Raw genomic sequence first — 16,794 nt, 5'->3', positions numbered from 1 at the left:
AAAAAGTAATTTCACAACTTAATATTTTTACAATTAATTTTATCACGCAAAAATTTATTTTTCTTTAGTGCCGTTTGATTAATTATGAGCGGAAAAAGGTATAAAATTCAAATAATGTATAAATAGAAAGGAAATGTGATTAACTATGCATATTAATCTGATTCAGGCAGTTTTATTGGGAATATTCGCCTGCTTGTCAAGTATGCCCGGACTGGGAGGAACAACTATAGGAAATTACACACTGGGGCGTCCTTTAGTAGCAGGACTGGTAGTTGGTATTATTTTAGGGGACATTAAAAGCGGAATTATAGTAGGAGCGGCAATACAGGTAATTTATATAGCGCTTGTAACGCCGGGCGGTACAGTATCAGCAGATGTACGTGCCATCAGTTACATAGGTATACCTCTTGCCATGGTATCTATAAAGGGACTTGGCATAGATCCGGGGACTACTGAGGCAACGCAGCTTGCAGCAGCACTGGGGGCAGCAGTAGGGACTTTGGGAACAGTATTATTTTATGGTACAGCAACAATAAATCTTCTTTGGCAGCATATAGGGTGGAAATCTATAGAAAAAGGAAATTTCAAAAATCTTTATTTCGTAAATATGGGTTATCCGTGGATTTCACATATAATATGCAGCTTTATACCTACATTCATAATAACAATATCTGGTGAATATATGGTTCAGATTATTAAAAATTATCTCCCTATGGATGGTATTGCGATGAAAACGCTGTTTACAGTGGGAAGTCTGCTGCCGGCGGTAGGGATAGCAATTTTATTGAAACAGGTAGTCACAAAACCTACAGATCTTATCACATTTTTCTTTGGGTTTACACTTGCTGCAAGTATGGGTGTGAATCTTATCGGGGCAGCTATAGTAGGAGGATTTTTCGCAATTCTTTATTATAATATAAAACTGGTGGGACTGAAAAGAGCAGAAGTAACAGCAGCTGATGATGAAGAGGAGGAAATATAATGGCCAAAAAAGAAGTATCTAAAAAAGCACTGAATAAATCTTTCTGGAACTGGTTTTACGGAAACCTCACGTGCTTTTCACAGGAACATATGCAGACATTTGGTTATCTCGTATCAATGCTGCCTATAGTTGATGAATTATATGAAGACAAAGATGATAAACAAAAAGCAATGGAAACTTACACTGCGTTTTTTAATACAGAACCGCAGATAGGAACTGTAGTGGTGGGAATTACTGCAGGACTGGAAGAGGCAAGAGCAAATGGTGAACAGATAGACAGTGAAATGATAAACGGTATACGTGCGGGTCTTATGGGACCTTTGGCAGGGATCGGAGATTCACTTATAGTAGGTACTTTGATACCTATACTTCTTGGTATAGGTCTTGGACTTTCAGGAGGCGGATCACCTTTGGGAGCAATTTTCTATATTATAGTATGGAATGTGCTGGCTATATCTGGTATGAAACTCCTGTATTTCAAAGGTTATGAGCTTGGCGGTAAGGCAGTGGAAGTAATAGTAGGAGAAAAGGCAACTGCAATAAGGGAATCTGTAATAATGGTAGGGACTATAGTAATAGGAGCTGTTGCAGCTACGTGGATAAATATAACAACTTCTTTTAAGCTTACCAATTCAGCGGGAGGAACAATAATAGACCTGCAAAAGACATTTGACGGTATATTTCCAAAATTACTGTCTGCTGTTACTGTAATATTTTGCTGGTGGCTGATGAAAAAGAAAAAACTGTCACCTACTACAGTAATGCTTATACTTGTGGTTATAGCATTCGTCGGGGTTCTTCTGGGAATTTTTAATCCGGGACTTACTTATTAAAATTATAAATATAAATATTGTTGGTTACACAGATAGAAATTTTATACTGTGTAACCAAATTTAATATATTAGGGAGGATCAGCTTATGAATTCCAAAGAATTATCCATAGAAGCTTCGTTACAGGCAAAAGAAATAAAGAAACTGGAGAAATGGCTGAGAATGTTTCTTTCTGTTTCAAGTATTTTTCTTGTAATTGCTTACTGGGGAATGCAGGGGGAAGGCACTCGTTTTGTTGTGGGGGTAACAGGTGTAGTGTTTACAGTTATTTGTATTTTACTGGCTGCTGTGATTAATCTCGGAATAAAAAAAGGGAGAGCTAATGTAAGGCGGATGCTGAAGCTTGCAGAAAAAGAGAATGTTTAATGTGATGACAGTGAAATCAGTTAATATTTTGCATGTAACTGTTAATTGAATATTCTGTCGTTGGCTGGAATTTTAGAGTGAATTCCGGTTTTGTCCTGTAATTTATATGGGGTAAATTATGAATTACGGCAGTTTTATAAATTTAGAAATAGCAGCGAGAGATATATACAAAGAAAAGATTTTTTTGAGAATAATATATAATTTATTAAATTGCTGTATAAAAACAAAATTTATGACCAAAAAGGAGAAGAAAATGATAAAGATGGTGGCAGCTGACATGGATGGAACAAGTCTCGGGCCAAATGAAGCTATTTCGGAAAAAAACAGTGAGACAGTAAAAAAGGTGCTGGAAAGCGGAAGAGAATTTTTATTTGCATCTGGAAGACCGACTTTCGGGATGCTGGGTCTTATAAAAAAAGCAGGTCTTGATGATAAGGTAAGGTACTTTATAGCGTATAACGGCGGGGTAGTTCATGATATAAAAGAGGGGAAAAATCTTTATGTAAAAAAGCTGGATTTTAGTATTATAAAAGGAGTCTATGATATCGTTATGGACAATAAAATAGATATCAGTTTTTGTATTCATGAAAAAAATTTCATATTTATAACACAGGATAATAAGGAACTGGAAGTGGAGGTTTCGAGCAATCATCAGACAAAGGTATTTATAAAGGATATAAATGACTATAAAGATATAGATTTTATGAAAATATTACTTGTAGGGAAAAGAGAGAATCTTGATATTGCAGTTGCTAAATTAAAGGAAAGCAATGTAAGTGACGATATAAATCTTATGTTCTCACTTGACTTTCTTCTTGAGGTAGTGCCGAAAGGCTCTGATAAATCTGTTGCTTTGAAGTGGTTTTCTGATTATTCGGGAATACCGCTGACAGAAGTTCTTTCTATAGGTGACGGTGAGAATGATATAGAAATGCTGAAAGAATCAGGTTATAGCGCAGCTATGAGCAATGCTTACGATCATGTTAAGGAGTCGGCGGATTACGTAACGGAAAATGATAATAATGCAGATGGTCTGACTGAGGCTGTGGAGCATTTTATAAAATTTTAGAAATATATATAGAACTGCTTCGAAATCACAGGGCAGTTTTTTTATTTTGGGATATAATAATTTATAAATAAAAAAGCCGGAATTTTTTATTCCCGGTTCTTTATTAATAAATATAATCCAGACGACCTTAAGAATTTGGAATATTCAAATTTGGTTTGCTGTAAGTCGTCTATTTTTCAGATAACAGTTTTTCATATTAAATACTCTTTCTCTGAGCTACAGTTGTTTCCAACTGGCAGGACTTGAACCTGCGACCCTTTAATCCTTTAGAAATATATGCTGTTAGTTATCTATTTTACAGACAGCATCTTGAATACCGGCGCACTATTATTTAAACCACGTCTTTCGACGGCAGGACTCGCACCTGCACTTCCGGTCTGGAATATCAATTAGTTGCTGTTAGCTGTCTACAATGTTAATTATACTATATATATTTAATTATATCAAGAAAATTTAATGTTTGTTTTATTTTTTTGATTATTATGTTCAAAAAATAAGTTTATTCATTTATGGAAAATTTCTCTATAAATGAGAGTACATATTGTACAGGGTCAGATACATTATTAAGCATTCCCAGCATTTGCGGATTATATCCTGATAAAAGAATAGTTCCATTATTATGCATAGTTACCGGGAAAGTCATATTTCTAGTATTTAGATTCCAGAATACTATCTGAGGGAGTTTAATATTATGCTTTAAAAATTCCCTTTCCCATGTATCAAAATTAGTAACTGTATTTACTCCGGCATCAAATTCCATATCCGAAAGAATAAGAATATTTTTGGGAAGATCTTCTGTATTTGCACCAGCTTTGACAGTATTCAAAATTAATTCAAAAACTTTATTTATATTTGTAGTATAACCCCATGCAGCTCTTTTTAGATTATTCAATACCTCTAAAAGATTATCTCCTTGTAATTTTACAAATTCCGGATTTTCAGAGAATGTCAGAAAAATATCCTTGAAATCTGATTTATTTCTCTGTGCAAAATAAGTACCTAATGCTAAAGCGTGATAAATACTATCGCTTAAATTATACATAGAACCACTTACATCTATAACAGGAAGATAACTGATATCAGGTGCAAAATCTTTTAGATTTTTCCATGCTAATTCAAGAGTAGTATCATAAGAATTCTTAAATATTTTCAAAATAATGTCACTTGGTGTTGATACAGATGTATTTATTTTAGCTTTATTATTGGAAACATCTTCCAGATAGATAGTATATCTTGAATTATCATGTCTTGAAAATGCATTCCTGTATATAATTGCAGCTCTTGAAGGTACTTTTTCATATTCAATCTCATGCCATTTATTAGCAGTCATCTGACTTTCCACTACTTTATTATTTTGTGTTATGAATTTTCTGTATTCTTTTGGTTTCATTTTCCAGTAATTCATAAGAATATATGCATAATTTTTTAAAGATTTGTTATCTCTTGGAAGCCATTTAGAGAATAATTGATTTTTTTCAATATTATTTTTTATGAAAAAAGCTGTTTGTTCGGCAATTTTAGTGTCAAGTAAAACTAGAAGATCATCTACTCTGCCGTATTCGACAACTTTATCCAGATTTTTTACTATAAGATCCGGAGAAGTATCAGCCAGATGATACAGTAATTTTTTAGGAACAGCTCTTTCACCCATCCCGCCTCTAGGATCTCTTAAAGCAAAAATAGCTTTGAGTGCTGTTTTTTCACCGTGTTTTTCTATTATTTTCTTTAACAGATCGTTTAGTTTAGACTGGTCTTGTCTGTAATAAAGGACTAAAAAAAATAAATCAGTAAGCGGATCTAATGAACTCTTATACGCTGGGCATTTTTTTCAGTTTTTTTAAAATTTCCCATTAAGTTTATAAATGTATTCATAACACACCTCTTTTCTTCATAGTTATTTTAGCATTAATATTAAAAAAGTCAATAACCAAAATGAATATAATTAATCGAAAGAAAATTTTTTTATATTGAAAAACAAAAAATATACTGTGAAATATACATTTTTAATGATCTTTTATCACTTTTAATTAAATTATATATTTTATATATTAAGTTATAAAAATATATTTTCAATAATAACTATATTAAATAGAAAAATGAGCCTTATATTGTAATCACAGGCTCATTTTTGCTTATAAATTTATAATTTAAAATACTAATGTTACTACAGCTCTTGCACCCCAACGAGGTCCGCTATCAGGACGTTCTATATAATAGTTTGGAGCAAGTGCAAAGCTAACAGGCATTTCTCCGATTTTAACAACCTTGCTGACTTGGACAGTAAGCGGAACTAACCATTCGTTTTCTTTCCAGTCATATGTAGTTTCACTGTTAAAACCAACTGACCATCCTTTTGGCAGCTGATAAGTGATGAAAGGTTGTACCATTGTTTTGGAAAAATATCCTTTATCTCCTTCTGTACCCGGCCCTGCAAATGACCATACATGGTTTGCCAGTCCTCCTATTGTCCATTTTCCCGGATCAATAAGAACTAAAGCTGTAGGTCCTGCACCGAATCTCTTACTGCTGAAATCATCATCGTAAGTAGGAATTGATACTATAGGACCAAATCCGAATATAACATGAGATTTTGTAGTAGTAGAAAAAAACAGGCTTTCCTGAATATCTCCGACACCTGTCTGTGTGCTGTCAGGAATGACATCATGCTGAGTAATAAGAGGTATAACCGTTCTGGAAATAAGTGACCATTCGTCATTTAGTTTAAATGACATAACTGGCTGGATTCTAAGGGTATTTCTGCTGCCGTAATAAGGTCCCACATCTTTATCATAATCATATCTTAGCGGTAAATTATGAAGATCTGATACTGGGTTTGCCAGTTTTTTGGAAATTTCATCTACATCATCGGCAACAGCAAATTGTGCAGATAAAGTCATTATAAGTGCTAAAAAAATTAATTGTCTAAAAAATTTTTTCATATAAAACACTCCTTTGCCCTGAATTTAAATACATGATATTGTCTTTAATATTTACTAAATTTACTAATTTTATAAAAATCTATTTTAGTAAAGAATAAATTTTGAATTAGTTGTGTCCTCATAAATATTACACTTTATAATAGCATTAATTGATTAAGGAGTAAAGTTTTTTGTTCAATAATGTCTAATTAACCTTTTTGGAAATATTGAAATTTATTATTTATAGAAATACTGCAGATAAAGCTATGAAATTGGTGTTATAAGCATGCTCGTTTTAAAATCGCTTTTCAAAAATAATTAAAAGTATAATTGATTGATGAAGAAGCTTTATTGACACGTTGAAATTTAATGGGTATAATCTTAATGAGTCAAAAAGGAAATTATTTTTAAAATAAAAAGTGAATGCTCATTCTGGTATTTTAACGACAATGTTTTTAGATTATGTGAACAGATTTATCTATCAGTATTTGACGGTAAGTTCTGCTGGAGGGTATCAGGACAGGGAAGGGAAATTGAACAAAAAATTAAGAAGATATATAAATTATTCAGTGAGGTGAGAAATGGATACAAAAGAGAAAATTTTATTAGGAATGCTTGATTTGATATATGAAGTAGGACTGGAGAAAGCCTCCATGGGGAAGCTTTCTCAGAAAATAAATGCCAGCCCCGGAAATATTTATTTTTATTTTGAAGGTAAAGCAGAGTTGATAGATACATTATATGAATACTGCATGCTGAGTCTTGCAGAATATCTTGATCAGCTGAAGCTGATGGAAGTAGATATGGACACAGATGCAGGCATCTGTCTCAAATATGTGTGGGATATAGTAAGAAAAGAAGTTGAGTTTTACCAGAAAAATCCAAAAATGCTTCATTTTGTTATTACATCAAAGAGTTCTTTTTATCTCTCTGATGACATAAAAAAAGGACGTTATAAGAGAAATAAACCAATCTATCATTTATTGGGTATCCTAGTGAAACGAAAACTTATTAAGCCGATGGAAGTGGAGGATGTTTCTACATACACACTTGGTGTGCTGTATGAAGTGTTGAAAGAAAGTATAATGTTTGAAAATATAGTACTGGATGATGAGGGGATCGATAAATTCACCGAAATAATCTGGTCAGGACTGAAATACAGAGAAAAAGGAAAGTCATACAAAAAGCACACTAATTAGGTAAATGGAAAAACATGCTGATATCTTATGAATATCAGCATGTTTTTTATTTATTCTCATTTTTTCACCCAAACACGGGTGATTTCTCCAAATACATACTTTCGGTGGTCGTTTACACTTTTATAAGCTTCATTTATATAATCTCTGGCCTCTTGTGTGCAGAAATCTTCGAGAGCGGGAGTGGTAATTTGTGTTAATTTACATTCTATGATTAATCTGCCTTCTTTGAAAGTAATGTTACCAGAGGGAGTCTGTACAGCTGTGAGTTTAGTTTCTTTCATCTTCATGCTGTCTCTTCCGGACTTGCTTCCTAAAAAGAGTGCCTGTTCCTTAAACTCATCGGGAAAGTAAGTCAGTGTATAAGTTTGTTCTTTTTGAAGAAGTTCAAGAGTGTAACGGTCTGCGCGAAACACACACCATGTAACGGGTTTTTTGAAAAGAACCCCCATGCCGCCGCCGCTGCCTATCATGGAATTATAGTGATCTTCCCTGCCTGCGGTAATAACAGAAAAATCTTTTTCCACAAGTGTAAATACATTATCTTGTATATCTTCAGCAGAAATTTCTTTAAATAACTGATCAAAATTCATATTATAAATTCTCCTTTCAAAAAATAATTTTGATTCCTAGGAAACATAAGTATGTTATCATGAATTTGTTTCTTTGTCATCAAAAAACAATGAAAAATACAGCCTGACTCCAGTGAGAACAGGCTGTTTACAATTCTATTTTTTATATTTGGTTATTTTTTTATTTCCACTACGAATTTATTTTTATCACCACGGTAAAAACATTTTGAGAATTCCATAGGAACATTTTTATCTGAATAAGCAATAGTTTCAAAGTAAAAAACAGGATCATTTTTGGAAATAGTAAGTAAATCTGAAAGCTCTTTTGTGGCTTTCTGTACTTCAAATGTTCTTATTGCTTTATTAATGATGATATTTTTTTCTTCAAAAGAGTCATAAAGAGAAACTTTTTCAAAATCTCTCTCAAACAAAAAAGGAGCTCTGTCATAAGGGATATACGTAGTAACAATAAGAAGAGGCTCATTGTCTGCATATCTTAATCTCACGAGTTCTATTACATTTTCATCACTTTTCAGTTCCAGTTTCTCTCTAGTCAGTTTATCTGGGGTAACAATAAGTTTTTTCAGAACTTTGGTACCGGGACTTACACCTTTTTGAGACATTTCAGCGTTAAAATTCTGAATGATATGGGTGAATTCCTGTTTTATTTTTTTATCTGACGAAACATATGTTCCCTTGCCTTTTATTCTTATCAGATTCCCGTTTTGGACAAGGATATCCATTGCTTTCCTGATCGTAGGTCTGCTGACATTATACATCTTGCAGAGATCTAATTCTTTTGGGATTATCTCGCCGTATGCAAAAATTCCGTTTTGTATATCATTGTATATTATTTCCAGAATCTGCTCATACAACGGGATACCTATATTTTTATCTATTTGTTTTTTCATTTGTAAAGTAACACCTCGTTTTTCATATTATAACAATTTTATATTATTTTGAAAAATTTTTCAAATAAATAATTTTTTCTATTGACAAAATAAAAAAATGTGGTAACATATTATTACATTAGATGACATAACATGACATAACAAAACATAATGTAACATATTAGATTTTGAAAAGGAGGCAGTTATGGAAGTTTTTCATTTTGGCGCCGGCAGCATAGGAAGAGGCTTTATAGGGAAAATACTTTCTGAAAATTCATATAATGTCACATTTATTGATGTAAATGAAGATATTATATCCCAGCTGAATAAAGATAATGAGTATACAGTGGAAACAGTAGGTACAAATAATAAAACAGAAGTAGTAAAAAATGTATGCGGAATATTATCAGGTGATCTGGAAGGTATAAAGAAAAAAGTACCTGAAACAGATCTAATTACAACAGCAGTGGGGGCTAACATACTGGAAATAATAGCACCTACAGTGGCAGAAATAATAAAGACCAGAAAAAGCAGCGGCATTACCAGATATATAAACATAATAGCCTGTGAAAATAAGCTGGAAGCTTCTACTTTTCTGAAATCAAAAGTAGAACAGTATCTGAATGATGATGAAAAAAATTATATGGAAACATATGCAGGATTTGTAAATTCAGCAGTAGACAGATTAATCCCGCCGAGAAAAGTAGAGGGAGAAGTGGTAACTTACACAATAGTAGAAGATTTCAACGAATGGATAGCAGACGAAACTCTTATAAAAGGTGATCTGGATTTAAAAGGAATGATAAAAAAGAAAGACCTTACACCATATATCGAAAGAAAGCTTTTTACTGTAAATACAGGTCATATAATAACTGCACATATGGGAGTATACATGGGATATGAGACTATTGACCAGGCTGTTCAGGATGAAAAAATAAGAAAGATAGTTATCGGTGCAATGGAGGAAAGCGGAGCCGTACTAATAAAAAGATATGGTTTTGATAAAGATGAACATGAAAAATATATACAGAAGATACTAAAAAGATTTGAAAATAAATATCTTGGAGACAGTACAGTAAGAGTGGGAAGAGAACCGTTAAGAAAGCTCAGTATAAGAGAAAGATTAATAAGACCATTGCTGGGAACAATCGAATACGGACTTCCAAACAGTAATTTACTAACAGGTATTTCGTATGCTTTGAAATATAATATTGATTCTGATAAAGAATCGGTGGAATTACAGGAAATGCTGAGAACAAAGGGTGTAGAAGAAACATTAAAAGAAGTGACAGGGAATTCAATACCTGATGAACTTATGACAATAATAAAAACAAATTATGAAAAATTATAAAAACGGAGGATAACAATGGAAAAAAAAGATTTGGCACAAATGGTAGATCATACACAGTTAAGAGCGTATGCAGTAACAGAAGATTTTGAAAAACTTTGTAAGGAAGCGGCAGATTACGGATTTAAGATGGTAGCAATAAATTCATATCCTGTAAAATTATGCAGCGAGCTTCTGAAAGGGACAGGAGTGCATGTTGGAGCAGCAATAGGTTTTCCTCTTGGGCAGACAACTATAGAAAACAAAGTACATGAAACTAAACAGGCTATAGAAGAAGGAGCAGACGAGATTGATTATGTAATAAACATAGGAAGACTTAAAGAAAAAGACTATGATTACATAGAAAGAGAAATGGCCGAAATAGTAAAAGCGTGTAAAGAAAAGAATGTTTTATCAAAGGTAATATTTGAAAACTGCTATCTTACAGACGAAGAAAAAGTAAAAGTAAGTGAAATCGCTGTAAAAGTAAAACCTGATTTTATAAAAACATCAACAGGATTCGGTACAGGAGGAGCAACATTAGAAGATGTAAAACTAATGAAGTCAATAGTAAAAGATGAAGTAAAAGTAAAAGCAGCAGGAGGAATAAGAGACCTTGACACATTCCTTGCAATGATGGAAGCAGGAGCAGAAAGAATAGGAACAAGTGCAGGAATAGAAATTATGAATGAATTTGACAAAAGAAATAAATAAACCAGCCTGTGTAAAATATTTAATTAAGGGTAACAAGGAAGTTTAAATTCTTTGGAAGGAGAAAAAATGGATATAAATAAGTTAATGAATGAAAATCTTATTGATTTAGATCTGAAAGGTGAAACTAAGCTGGATGTAATAAAAGAGCTTATAGAACTTTTGGACAAAGAGGGAAGGCTTCTGGACAAAGAGGCATATTATCAGGATGTGCTGAAAAGAGAGGAAATAGGATCTACAGGGGTAGAAATGGGAGTAGCCATTCCTCATGGTAAAAGTGCCGGGGTAAAGGAACCTTCACTGGCATTTGGAAGAGTAAAAAATGGTGTGGATTTTGAGTCAATGGACGGAGTAAAGAGTGATCTTGTATTTTTAATAGCAGTTCCTGAAAATTCAGATGACACACATATAAGAATACTAACAAGTTTTGCAAGAAAATTAATGCATAAAGAATTCAGAGACGGGCTTAGAAATGCAGAAAAATCTGCTGAAATAATAGAATTACTGAATAACTAAAACAGAATATCAAGGTTAATATATGTACTTCACTGTTCTACTCAAGTATAAAAAGAAATTGAAAAAGGTCTAGGAGGAATGTTTATGAAATATGTAGCAATAACATCTTGTTCGACGGGGATTGCGCATACTTATATGGCAGCAGAGGCTTTACAGATAGCAGCGAAAGAAATGAATGTAGAGATGAAAGTAGAAACACAAGGGTCAATAGGTGCGGAAAATGTGCTTACAGACAAAGATATCAGAGAAGCAGATGCAGTAATAATAGCTGCGAGTACATCAGTGAATAAAGACAGATTTATAGGAAAAAAACTTATAGAAGTAAATGTAGACGAAGCGATAAAAGATCCAAAAGCCCTTATAGAAAAAGCTTCAAAGCTGACGACTGCGTATCAGGCTGAAAAAGCTGCTGAACAGGCAAAAACAGCAAAAGAAAAAAATCTCGGGCCTTATAAGCATCTTATGACAGGTGTATCATATATGATACCGTTTGTAGTAGCGGGTGGAATAATGATAGCCCTTGCATTTGCACTTGGAGGAATAAATGCAGGAGATCAGAAAGGTACATTAGCCGCGGCATTTATGCAGATAGGCGGAGGAACGTCGTTTGCATTAATGCTTCCGGTACTTGCAGGATTTATAGCGTTCTCTATTGCTGACAGACCGGGTATTGTTCCGGGGATGATAGGCGGAATGCTTGCTAATGCCATAGGAGCAGGTTTTTTAGGAGCATTAGTTGCAGGTTTTCTTGCAGGATATGTTATAATATTATTGAAGCAGGTAATAAAAATACCAAAAGCATTTCAGGGATTAATGCCTGTACTTATTTTACCGCTGTTATCTTCAATGATAGTGGGACTGGTAATGATTTATATTTTAGGAAAACCATTTACAGCATTAAATAACTTTATGACAGACTGGCTGAACGGATTAAGCGGTATAAACTCTGTAGGATTAGGAATAATACTTGGGGCAATGATGGCTATAGATATGGCAGGGCCTATAGGGAAAGCAGCATACTTCTTCGGAGTGGCATCGCTTACGAGCTTACAGCCCGGACAGACATCAATGGTAATGGCAGCGGTAATGGCATCAGGTATGATACCGCCTTTAAGTATGGCACTTGCATCGCTTATAGCAAAAGATAAATTTACAGCAGAGGAAAGAGAAGCAGGAAAAACAGCGTGGGTATTAGGACTTTCATTTATAACCGAAGGCGCGATACCATTCGCGGCGGCAGATCCTCTGAGAGTGTTGCCGTCAGTAGTTTTAGGTTCGGCAGTTACAGGAGGACTTTCAATGTTGTTTAAATGCGGACTGGCAGTTCCGCACGGAGGAATATTCGTACTTCCAATACCGGGGGCAGTGGGTAACCTGCTTGGATATATCATTGCCATAGCAGCAGGAACTGTAGTGGCAGCTTTCGCAGTGATAGTTCTTAAAAAGAAAAAAGAAGTTGCAGTTAATGCATAAAAAAAGAAAGAGGTGGCATTTATGAAAGCAGCATTTCTATATAATGCTAATGATTTAAGGCTGAAAGAAACAGAAAAACCAGCAATAAATGATGATGAAATACTTGTAAAAGTAAAATCCGCAGCTATCTGCGGAACAGATATAAGAATGGTTAAAAACGGGTATGCAGGAGTAAATGAAGATAATCCGAGAATACTTGGACATGAGATCAGCGGTGAAATAGCTGAAACAGGAAAAAATGTACAAAAATATAAACCGGGCATGAGAGTGGCAATAGCACCTAACATGGGATGCGGTACATGCGACAGATGTGTGAGCGGAAATACACATTTATGTGAAACATATGAAGCATTTGGTATAAATCTTCAGGGTGGTTTTGCAGAATATCTGAAAATTCCTGCAAAAGCAGTAAACCAAGGAAATCTTGTAGAACTTGATGAAAAAATATCATATGAAGAAGCAGCGCTTGTAGAGCCGTTATCATGTGTTTTTAACGGGCAGAGCAGAGTAAATATAGAACTTGGGGACACTGTACTTATAATAGGAGCAGGGCCTATAGGTATAATGCACGCATTTCTTGCAAAAATACAGGGAGCAGTAAAAGTATTTATGAATGATCTTTCTGAAGACAGACTTGGGCTGTGTAAAGAACTTGATCCTGATATAATAACTGTAATGCCGTCGGAATTAAAAGAGAAAATAATGGCCGAAACTAAAGGAAACGGTGTAGATGTATGTATAATAGCAGCTCCGTCGCCTGAAGCACAAAGTTCTGCCATAGAATTAATGAATATGAACGGAAGAGTATTATTTTTCGGAGGATTGCCAAAGGACAGAGAAAATGTACTGTTAAATTCAAATACAATACATTACAAACAGCTTGCTGTACATGGAAGTGCACGTGCGAGTCTTATACAGTACAGAAAATCACTGGCACTGGTAGAAAACGGTCTTATTCCAATGAAAAAAATAATTTCAAGCAGATTCAAACTTGATGATATAAGTGAAGCTGTGAAAAAGGCTTCAGACGGAAGCGGTTTGAAAAACGTTATTAATTTTGAGGATTAATAACTGTAAAAAATATATTTATATGGAAGTGTAAATAGAAAAGAACAACTCTTTCAAAGAGGGAAGTGGAAAATGAGCTGAAAGGCTCATTTTTTTAATATCATTGATTATTCTTAAAACGTATCAGATGATTTGGGTGCTTTCATTTTCTGTGATATAATTCAGTATTGTTATTTTAACATTGAGGTGAATTTATGGTCAAAGACGGAATTGTTTTTTTGGATAAGAATGAGAAAATTATTTTTAATCAATATAGTTTTTGTGAATATATAAAATGGAATATGGTAAAGTTCGCAGATAAAACATATGAGGAAGCAGGAAAAATTGTTAATAAATCGAATTTAACCGGAAAAGTGGAAAGAATCACAGAGGTTTACTGCTTGATACATGAAGTTCCTTATCATTGGGCTATGCTTTTAATATATGGAGACATGTATTGGTTAAATGGTATTCCTTACCCTGAGCCGTGTAAAAATGAAGAATATACAGCTTGGGAAAATGAAATATCAGAAAAGTATAATCTCAAGGAAATTTGCGAATTTTATTCAGAATGAATATTTCAGAATATCAATAGAATAATATTATAAGTGAGGAAAAATAATGAAAATATATAGATATGAAGCATTCACAGATAAAGCGGGTATGGGGAATCCTGCAGGAGTGGTATTTGAATGTGATGATATTACAGAAGAAGAAATGCAGAAAACAGCCGGAGAAATAGGTTTCAACGAGACGGTATTCCTGCTTGCCTCAAAAACGGCAGATATAAAGATGAGATATTTTACTCCGGGACATGAAATGAACTTATGCGGTCATGCGACAATTGCTGGAGTATATGCATTATTTGAAAAAGAAAATAAGGAAATAAAAACTGTAGAAACATTATCGGGAATAATCAATGTAAATATGGAAATCGGGAATAATGGAAAAACTTTCATAAGAATGAAACAGCTGCCGGCACAGTTTGAAGAATTCCGCGGAGATAAAGCAAAACTGGCAGAAGCACTGGGTATAAGAGAGGATGGTATAGAGGAGAAATTTCCTGTAATATATGGAAGTACAGGGATATGGACTTTACTGGTACCTGTAAAAAATCTGGATACTTTTTTGAAGATGAAACCTGATAATAAAAAATTCCCTGAAATACTAACAGAAAAACCAAAAGCTTCAGTACATCCTTTTTGCCTTGAAACTTATAATGAGAACGCAGATATGCACGGAAGGCATTTTTCATCACCGTTTTCAGAAACTGTGGAAGATCCTGTTACAGGAACAGCTTCTGGTGTAATGGGAGCATATTATATAAAATTCATAAAACCATCAGATGAAGAAAATATAGCAATAGAACAAGGGCATGAAATAGGGAAAGACGGGATTGTCTATGTGAATGTGAAGAAGAAAGATGGGAATCTTGGTATAGAAATAAAGGGAGAAGCAGTTTATGCGGGAGAAATTTTTCTTTGAAATAATTTATCAAAATAAATAAAAACCGGACACGGCATTGGTCTTTGGAATAGAATTTACAATGCGTGTCCGGTATTTTTATGAACCGGTTTTTAAGAAATTATTTTTCCGGCTTTTATAATTTTTTCTATATTATACTCTTTATCTATAACAAGTAAATCTGCATCTCTTCCCACTTCTATCTTTCCTTTGGAAGAAAGTCCCAGTTCGTCAGCAGCATTAGTGCTTGTAAGCTTAACAGCCTCTATGATATTAGAATCAAGAAACTTCAAGGCATTTCTAAAGGCTCTGTCCATTGTAAGCGTACTCCCTGCCAATGAACCGTTAGCAAGTCTTGCCTCATATCCTTTTACAAATACGTCCTGTCCGCCAAGGTCATATTTTCCGTCCTGAAGTCCTGTGGCTCTCATGGCATCAGTAATAAGAGCAAGCTTGTTTCCTTTACATTTATAGGCGAGCTTTGCCATTTTCGGGTGGACATGTATTCCGTCAAGAATCAGTTCGGCGTGTATTCTGTCATTATACAGAATTGCACCGGCAGTACCGGGTTCTCTGTGATGGAGTCCTTTCATACCGTTATACAGATGGACACAGTGAGTCATACCAAAGAGACTGGCTTCATCTACAAGTTCACTATCAGCACTTGTATGTCCTATTGAAGCAATAACGTTTTTTTCTTTTAGTCTTTGTATAACATCGAATTCTATACGTTCAGGAGCTGCAGAGAGTATTTTCAGAATATCCCAGTAGTTTCCTACGAGTGTTTCCAGAGTATCCAGTGTCCCGTATTGTAAAAACTTAGGGTTCTGTGCTCCTTTGAACTCATCGCAGAAAAAAGGGCCTTCCATATGGACACCGATTATATCAGCAGCATTCTCGTCTTCTATCTCCATAGTTTTTTTCACTGCTTCAAAGCCGTTATGTATTCTTTCTACAGATTCTGTAAGCAGAGTAGGAAGAAAAGAAGTAACACCTCTTTTTAACACTTCTCTTGCCATAGCAGTAATTGCTTCTACTGTTCCGTCCATGGCATCATGTCCTCCGATACCATGAATATGCATATCTATAAATCCCGGAATAAGATACTTTCCTGTACAGTCAACTGCTGAGTCATCAGAATCTATCTCAGCAGAGATTTTGAAAATTTTACCGTTTTTTATCTGAACATCGCTTTTGATTATTTCATCTTCCAATACAATATCAATATTTTTTAATACCATAATAAATACCTCCCGTAAAATTATCAGTACCGTGTAAAATAAAAATACAGCCTGAATAAAATATTTACATCTTATCCAAATTATAGTCTAAAAAATTTTTTCGGTCAAGATGATAATTCTTATATTTATTCTGAATAAAAGTCAAGGGTGATAATAAATTTATTTTACTATTTTAGAATATTTAAAGAAAA

General features: G+C 34.1%; 17 protein-coding genes. 12 read left to right on the top strand and 5 right to left on the bottom strand.

What is annotated here, in order from left to right; genetic code table 11:
- The first annotated feature begins 145 nt into the window (after positions 1-145).
- The 4 genes from NK213_RS03800 (at position 146) to NK213_RS03785 (ending at position 3,248) form a co-directional block, all read left to right on the top strand.
- Complete coding sequence (locus NK213_RS03800) at positions 146-982, top strand: PTS sugar transporter subunit IIC (RefSeq protein ID WP_253346848.1); 837 nt, start codon at positions 146-148, stop codon at positions 980-982.
- A complete protein-coding gene (locus NK213_RS03795; protein WP_253346846.1) occupies positions 982-1,815 on the top strand; it encodes a PTS system mannose/fructose/sorbose family transporter subunit IID in 834 nt (277 codons plus the stop codon). Before NK213_RS03800 ends, NK213_RS03795 begins: the two co-directional genes overlap by 1 nt.
- 85 nt (positions 1,816-1,900) lie before the next feature.
- A complete protein-coding gene (locus tag NK213_RS03790; RefSeq protein ID WP_253346844.1) occupies positions 1,901-2,179 on the top strand; it encodes a hypothetical protein in 279 nt (92 codons plus the stop codon).
- Between the two features lie 253 nt (positions 2,180-2,432).
- Positions 2,433-3,248: a Cof-type HAD-IIB family hydrolase gene (locus NK213_RS03785; RefSeq protein ID WP_253346843.1), complete on the top strand. Its 816-nt coding sequence runs from the start codon at positions 2,433-2,435 to the stop codon at positions 3,246-3,248.
- Between the two features lie 499 nt (positions 3,249-3,747).
- Here the strand turns inward: NK213_RS03785 and NK213_RS03780 are convergent, their stop codons facing one another.
- Together NK213_RS03780 and NK213_RS03775 are read right to left on the bottom strand one after the other, a co-directional pair.
- Positions 3,748-4,899: a DUF2828 family protein gene (locus NK213_RS03780; RefSeq protein ID WP_253346841.1), complete on the bottom strand. Its 1,152-nt coding sequence runs from the start codon at positions 4,897-4,899 to the stop codon at positions 3,748-3,750.
- Between the two features lie 496 nt (positions 4,900-5,395).
- Positions 5,396-6,187: a hypothetical protein gene (locus tag NK213_RS03775; protein ID WP_253346840.1), complete on the bottom strand. Its 792-nt coding sequence runs from the start codon at positions 6,185-6,187 to the stop codon at positions 5,396-5,398.
- A 560-nt stretch (positions 6,188-6,747) separates the two neighbouring features.
- Between NK213_RS03775 and NK213_RS03770 the strand changes: the two genes are divergently transcribed.
- A complete protein-coding gene (locus NK213_RS03770; protein WP_253346837.1) occupies positions 6,748-7,365 on the top strand; it encodes a TetR/AcrR family transcriptional regulator in 618 nt (205 codons plus the stop codon).
- Between the two features lie 56 nt (positions 7,366-7,421).
- On the opposite strand, the gene NK213_RS03765 is transcribed toward NK213_RS03770, so the two are convergent.
- Positions 7,422-7,955, bottom strand: a complete 534-nt coding sequence (locus tag NK213_RS03765) for a flavin reductase (protein ID WP_253346835.1) — start codon at positions 7,953-7,955, stop codon at positions 7,422-7,424.
- 152 nt (positions 7,956-8,107) lie between these two features.
- Positions 8,108-8,845: a GntR family transcriptional regulator gene (locus tag NK213_RS03760; protein WP_253346833.1), complete on the bottom strand. Its 738-nt coding sequence runs from the start codon at positions 8,843-8,845 to the stop codon at positions 8,108-8,110.
- 184 nt (positions 8,846-9,029) lie between these two features.
- Between NK213_RS03760 and NK213_RS03755 the strand changes: the two genes are divergently transcribed.
- The 7 genes from NK213_RS03755 (at position 9,030) to NK213_RS03725 (ending at position 15,383) form a co-directional block, all read left to right on the top strand.
- Entirely contained in the window at positions 9,030-10,175 is a 1,146-nt protein-coding gene (locus tag NK213_RS03755) for a mannitol-1-phosphate 5-dehydrogenase (RefSeq protein ID WP_253346830.1), read from the top strand.
- A gap of 15 nt (positions 10,176-10,190) precedes the next feature.
- Complete coding sequence (gene deoC / locus NK213_RS03750) at positions 10,191-10,865, top strand: deoxyribose-phosphate aldolase (RefSeq protein ID WP_253346829.1); 675 nt, start codon at positions 10,191-10,193, stop codon at positions 10,863-10,865.
- Positions 10,866-10,931: 66 nt separating this feature from the next.
- Positions 10,932-11,378, top strand: coding sequence for a PTS sugar transporter subunit IIA (locus NK213_RS03745; RefSeq protein ID WP_253346828.1), 447 nt, complete (start codon positions 10,932-10,934; stop codon positions 11,376-11,378).
- An 84-nt stretch (positions 11,379-11,462) separates the two neighbouring features.
- Entirely contained in the window at positions 11,463-12,851 is a 1,389-nt protein-coding gene (locus NK213_RS03740) for a PTS fructose transporter subunit IIC (RefSeq protein WP_253346827.1), read from the top strand.
- A gap of 21 nt (positions 12,852-12,872) precedes the next feature.
- Positions 12,873-13,919: a zinc-dependent dehydrogenase gene (locus NK213_RS03735; RefSeq protein ID WP_253346826.1), complete on the top strand. Its 1,047-nt coding sequence runs from the start codon at positions 12,873-12,875 to the stop codon at positions 13,917-13,919.
- A gap of 194 nt (positions 13,920-14,113) precedes the next feature.
- Positions 14,114-14,473, top strand: coding sequence for a hypothetical protein (locus NK213_RS03730; protein ID WP_253346825.1), 360 nt, complete (start codon positions 14,114-14,116; stop codon positions 14,471-14,473).
- Positions 14,474-14,519: 46 nt separating this feature from the next.
- The gene (locus NK213_RS03725; protein ID WP_253346823.1) at positions 14,520-15,383 is read left to right on the top strand and encodes a PhzF family phenazine biosynthesis isomerase; all 864 of its coding nucleotides are present in this window, start codon (positions 14,520-14,522) and stop codon (positions 15,381-15,383) included.
- Positions 15,384-15,475: 92 nt separating this feature from the next.
- Here the strand turns inward: NK213_RS03725 and nagA are convergent, their stop codons facing one another.
- Positions 15,476-16,603, bottom strand: coding sequence for an N-acetylglucosamine-6-phosphate deacetylase (gene nagA / locus NK213_RS03720; protein WP_253346815.1), 1,128 nt, complete (start codon positions 16,601-16,603; stop codon positions 15,476-15,478).
- Between the last annotated feature and the right edge of the window lie 191 nt (positions 16,604-16,794).

Source organism: Sebaldella sp. S0638, assembly GCF_024158605.1.
In the GTDB taxonomy this organism is placed as follows: domain Bacteria; phylum Fusobacteriota; class Fusobacteriia; order Fusobacteriales; family Leptotrichiaceae; genus Sebaldella.
The sequence above is the reverse complement of the archived record's forward strand: the minus strand, read 5'-3'. Positions and strand labels throughout refer to the sequence as shown.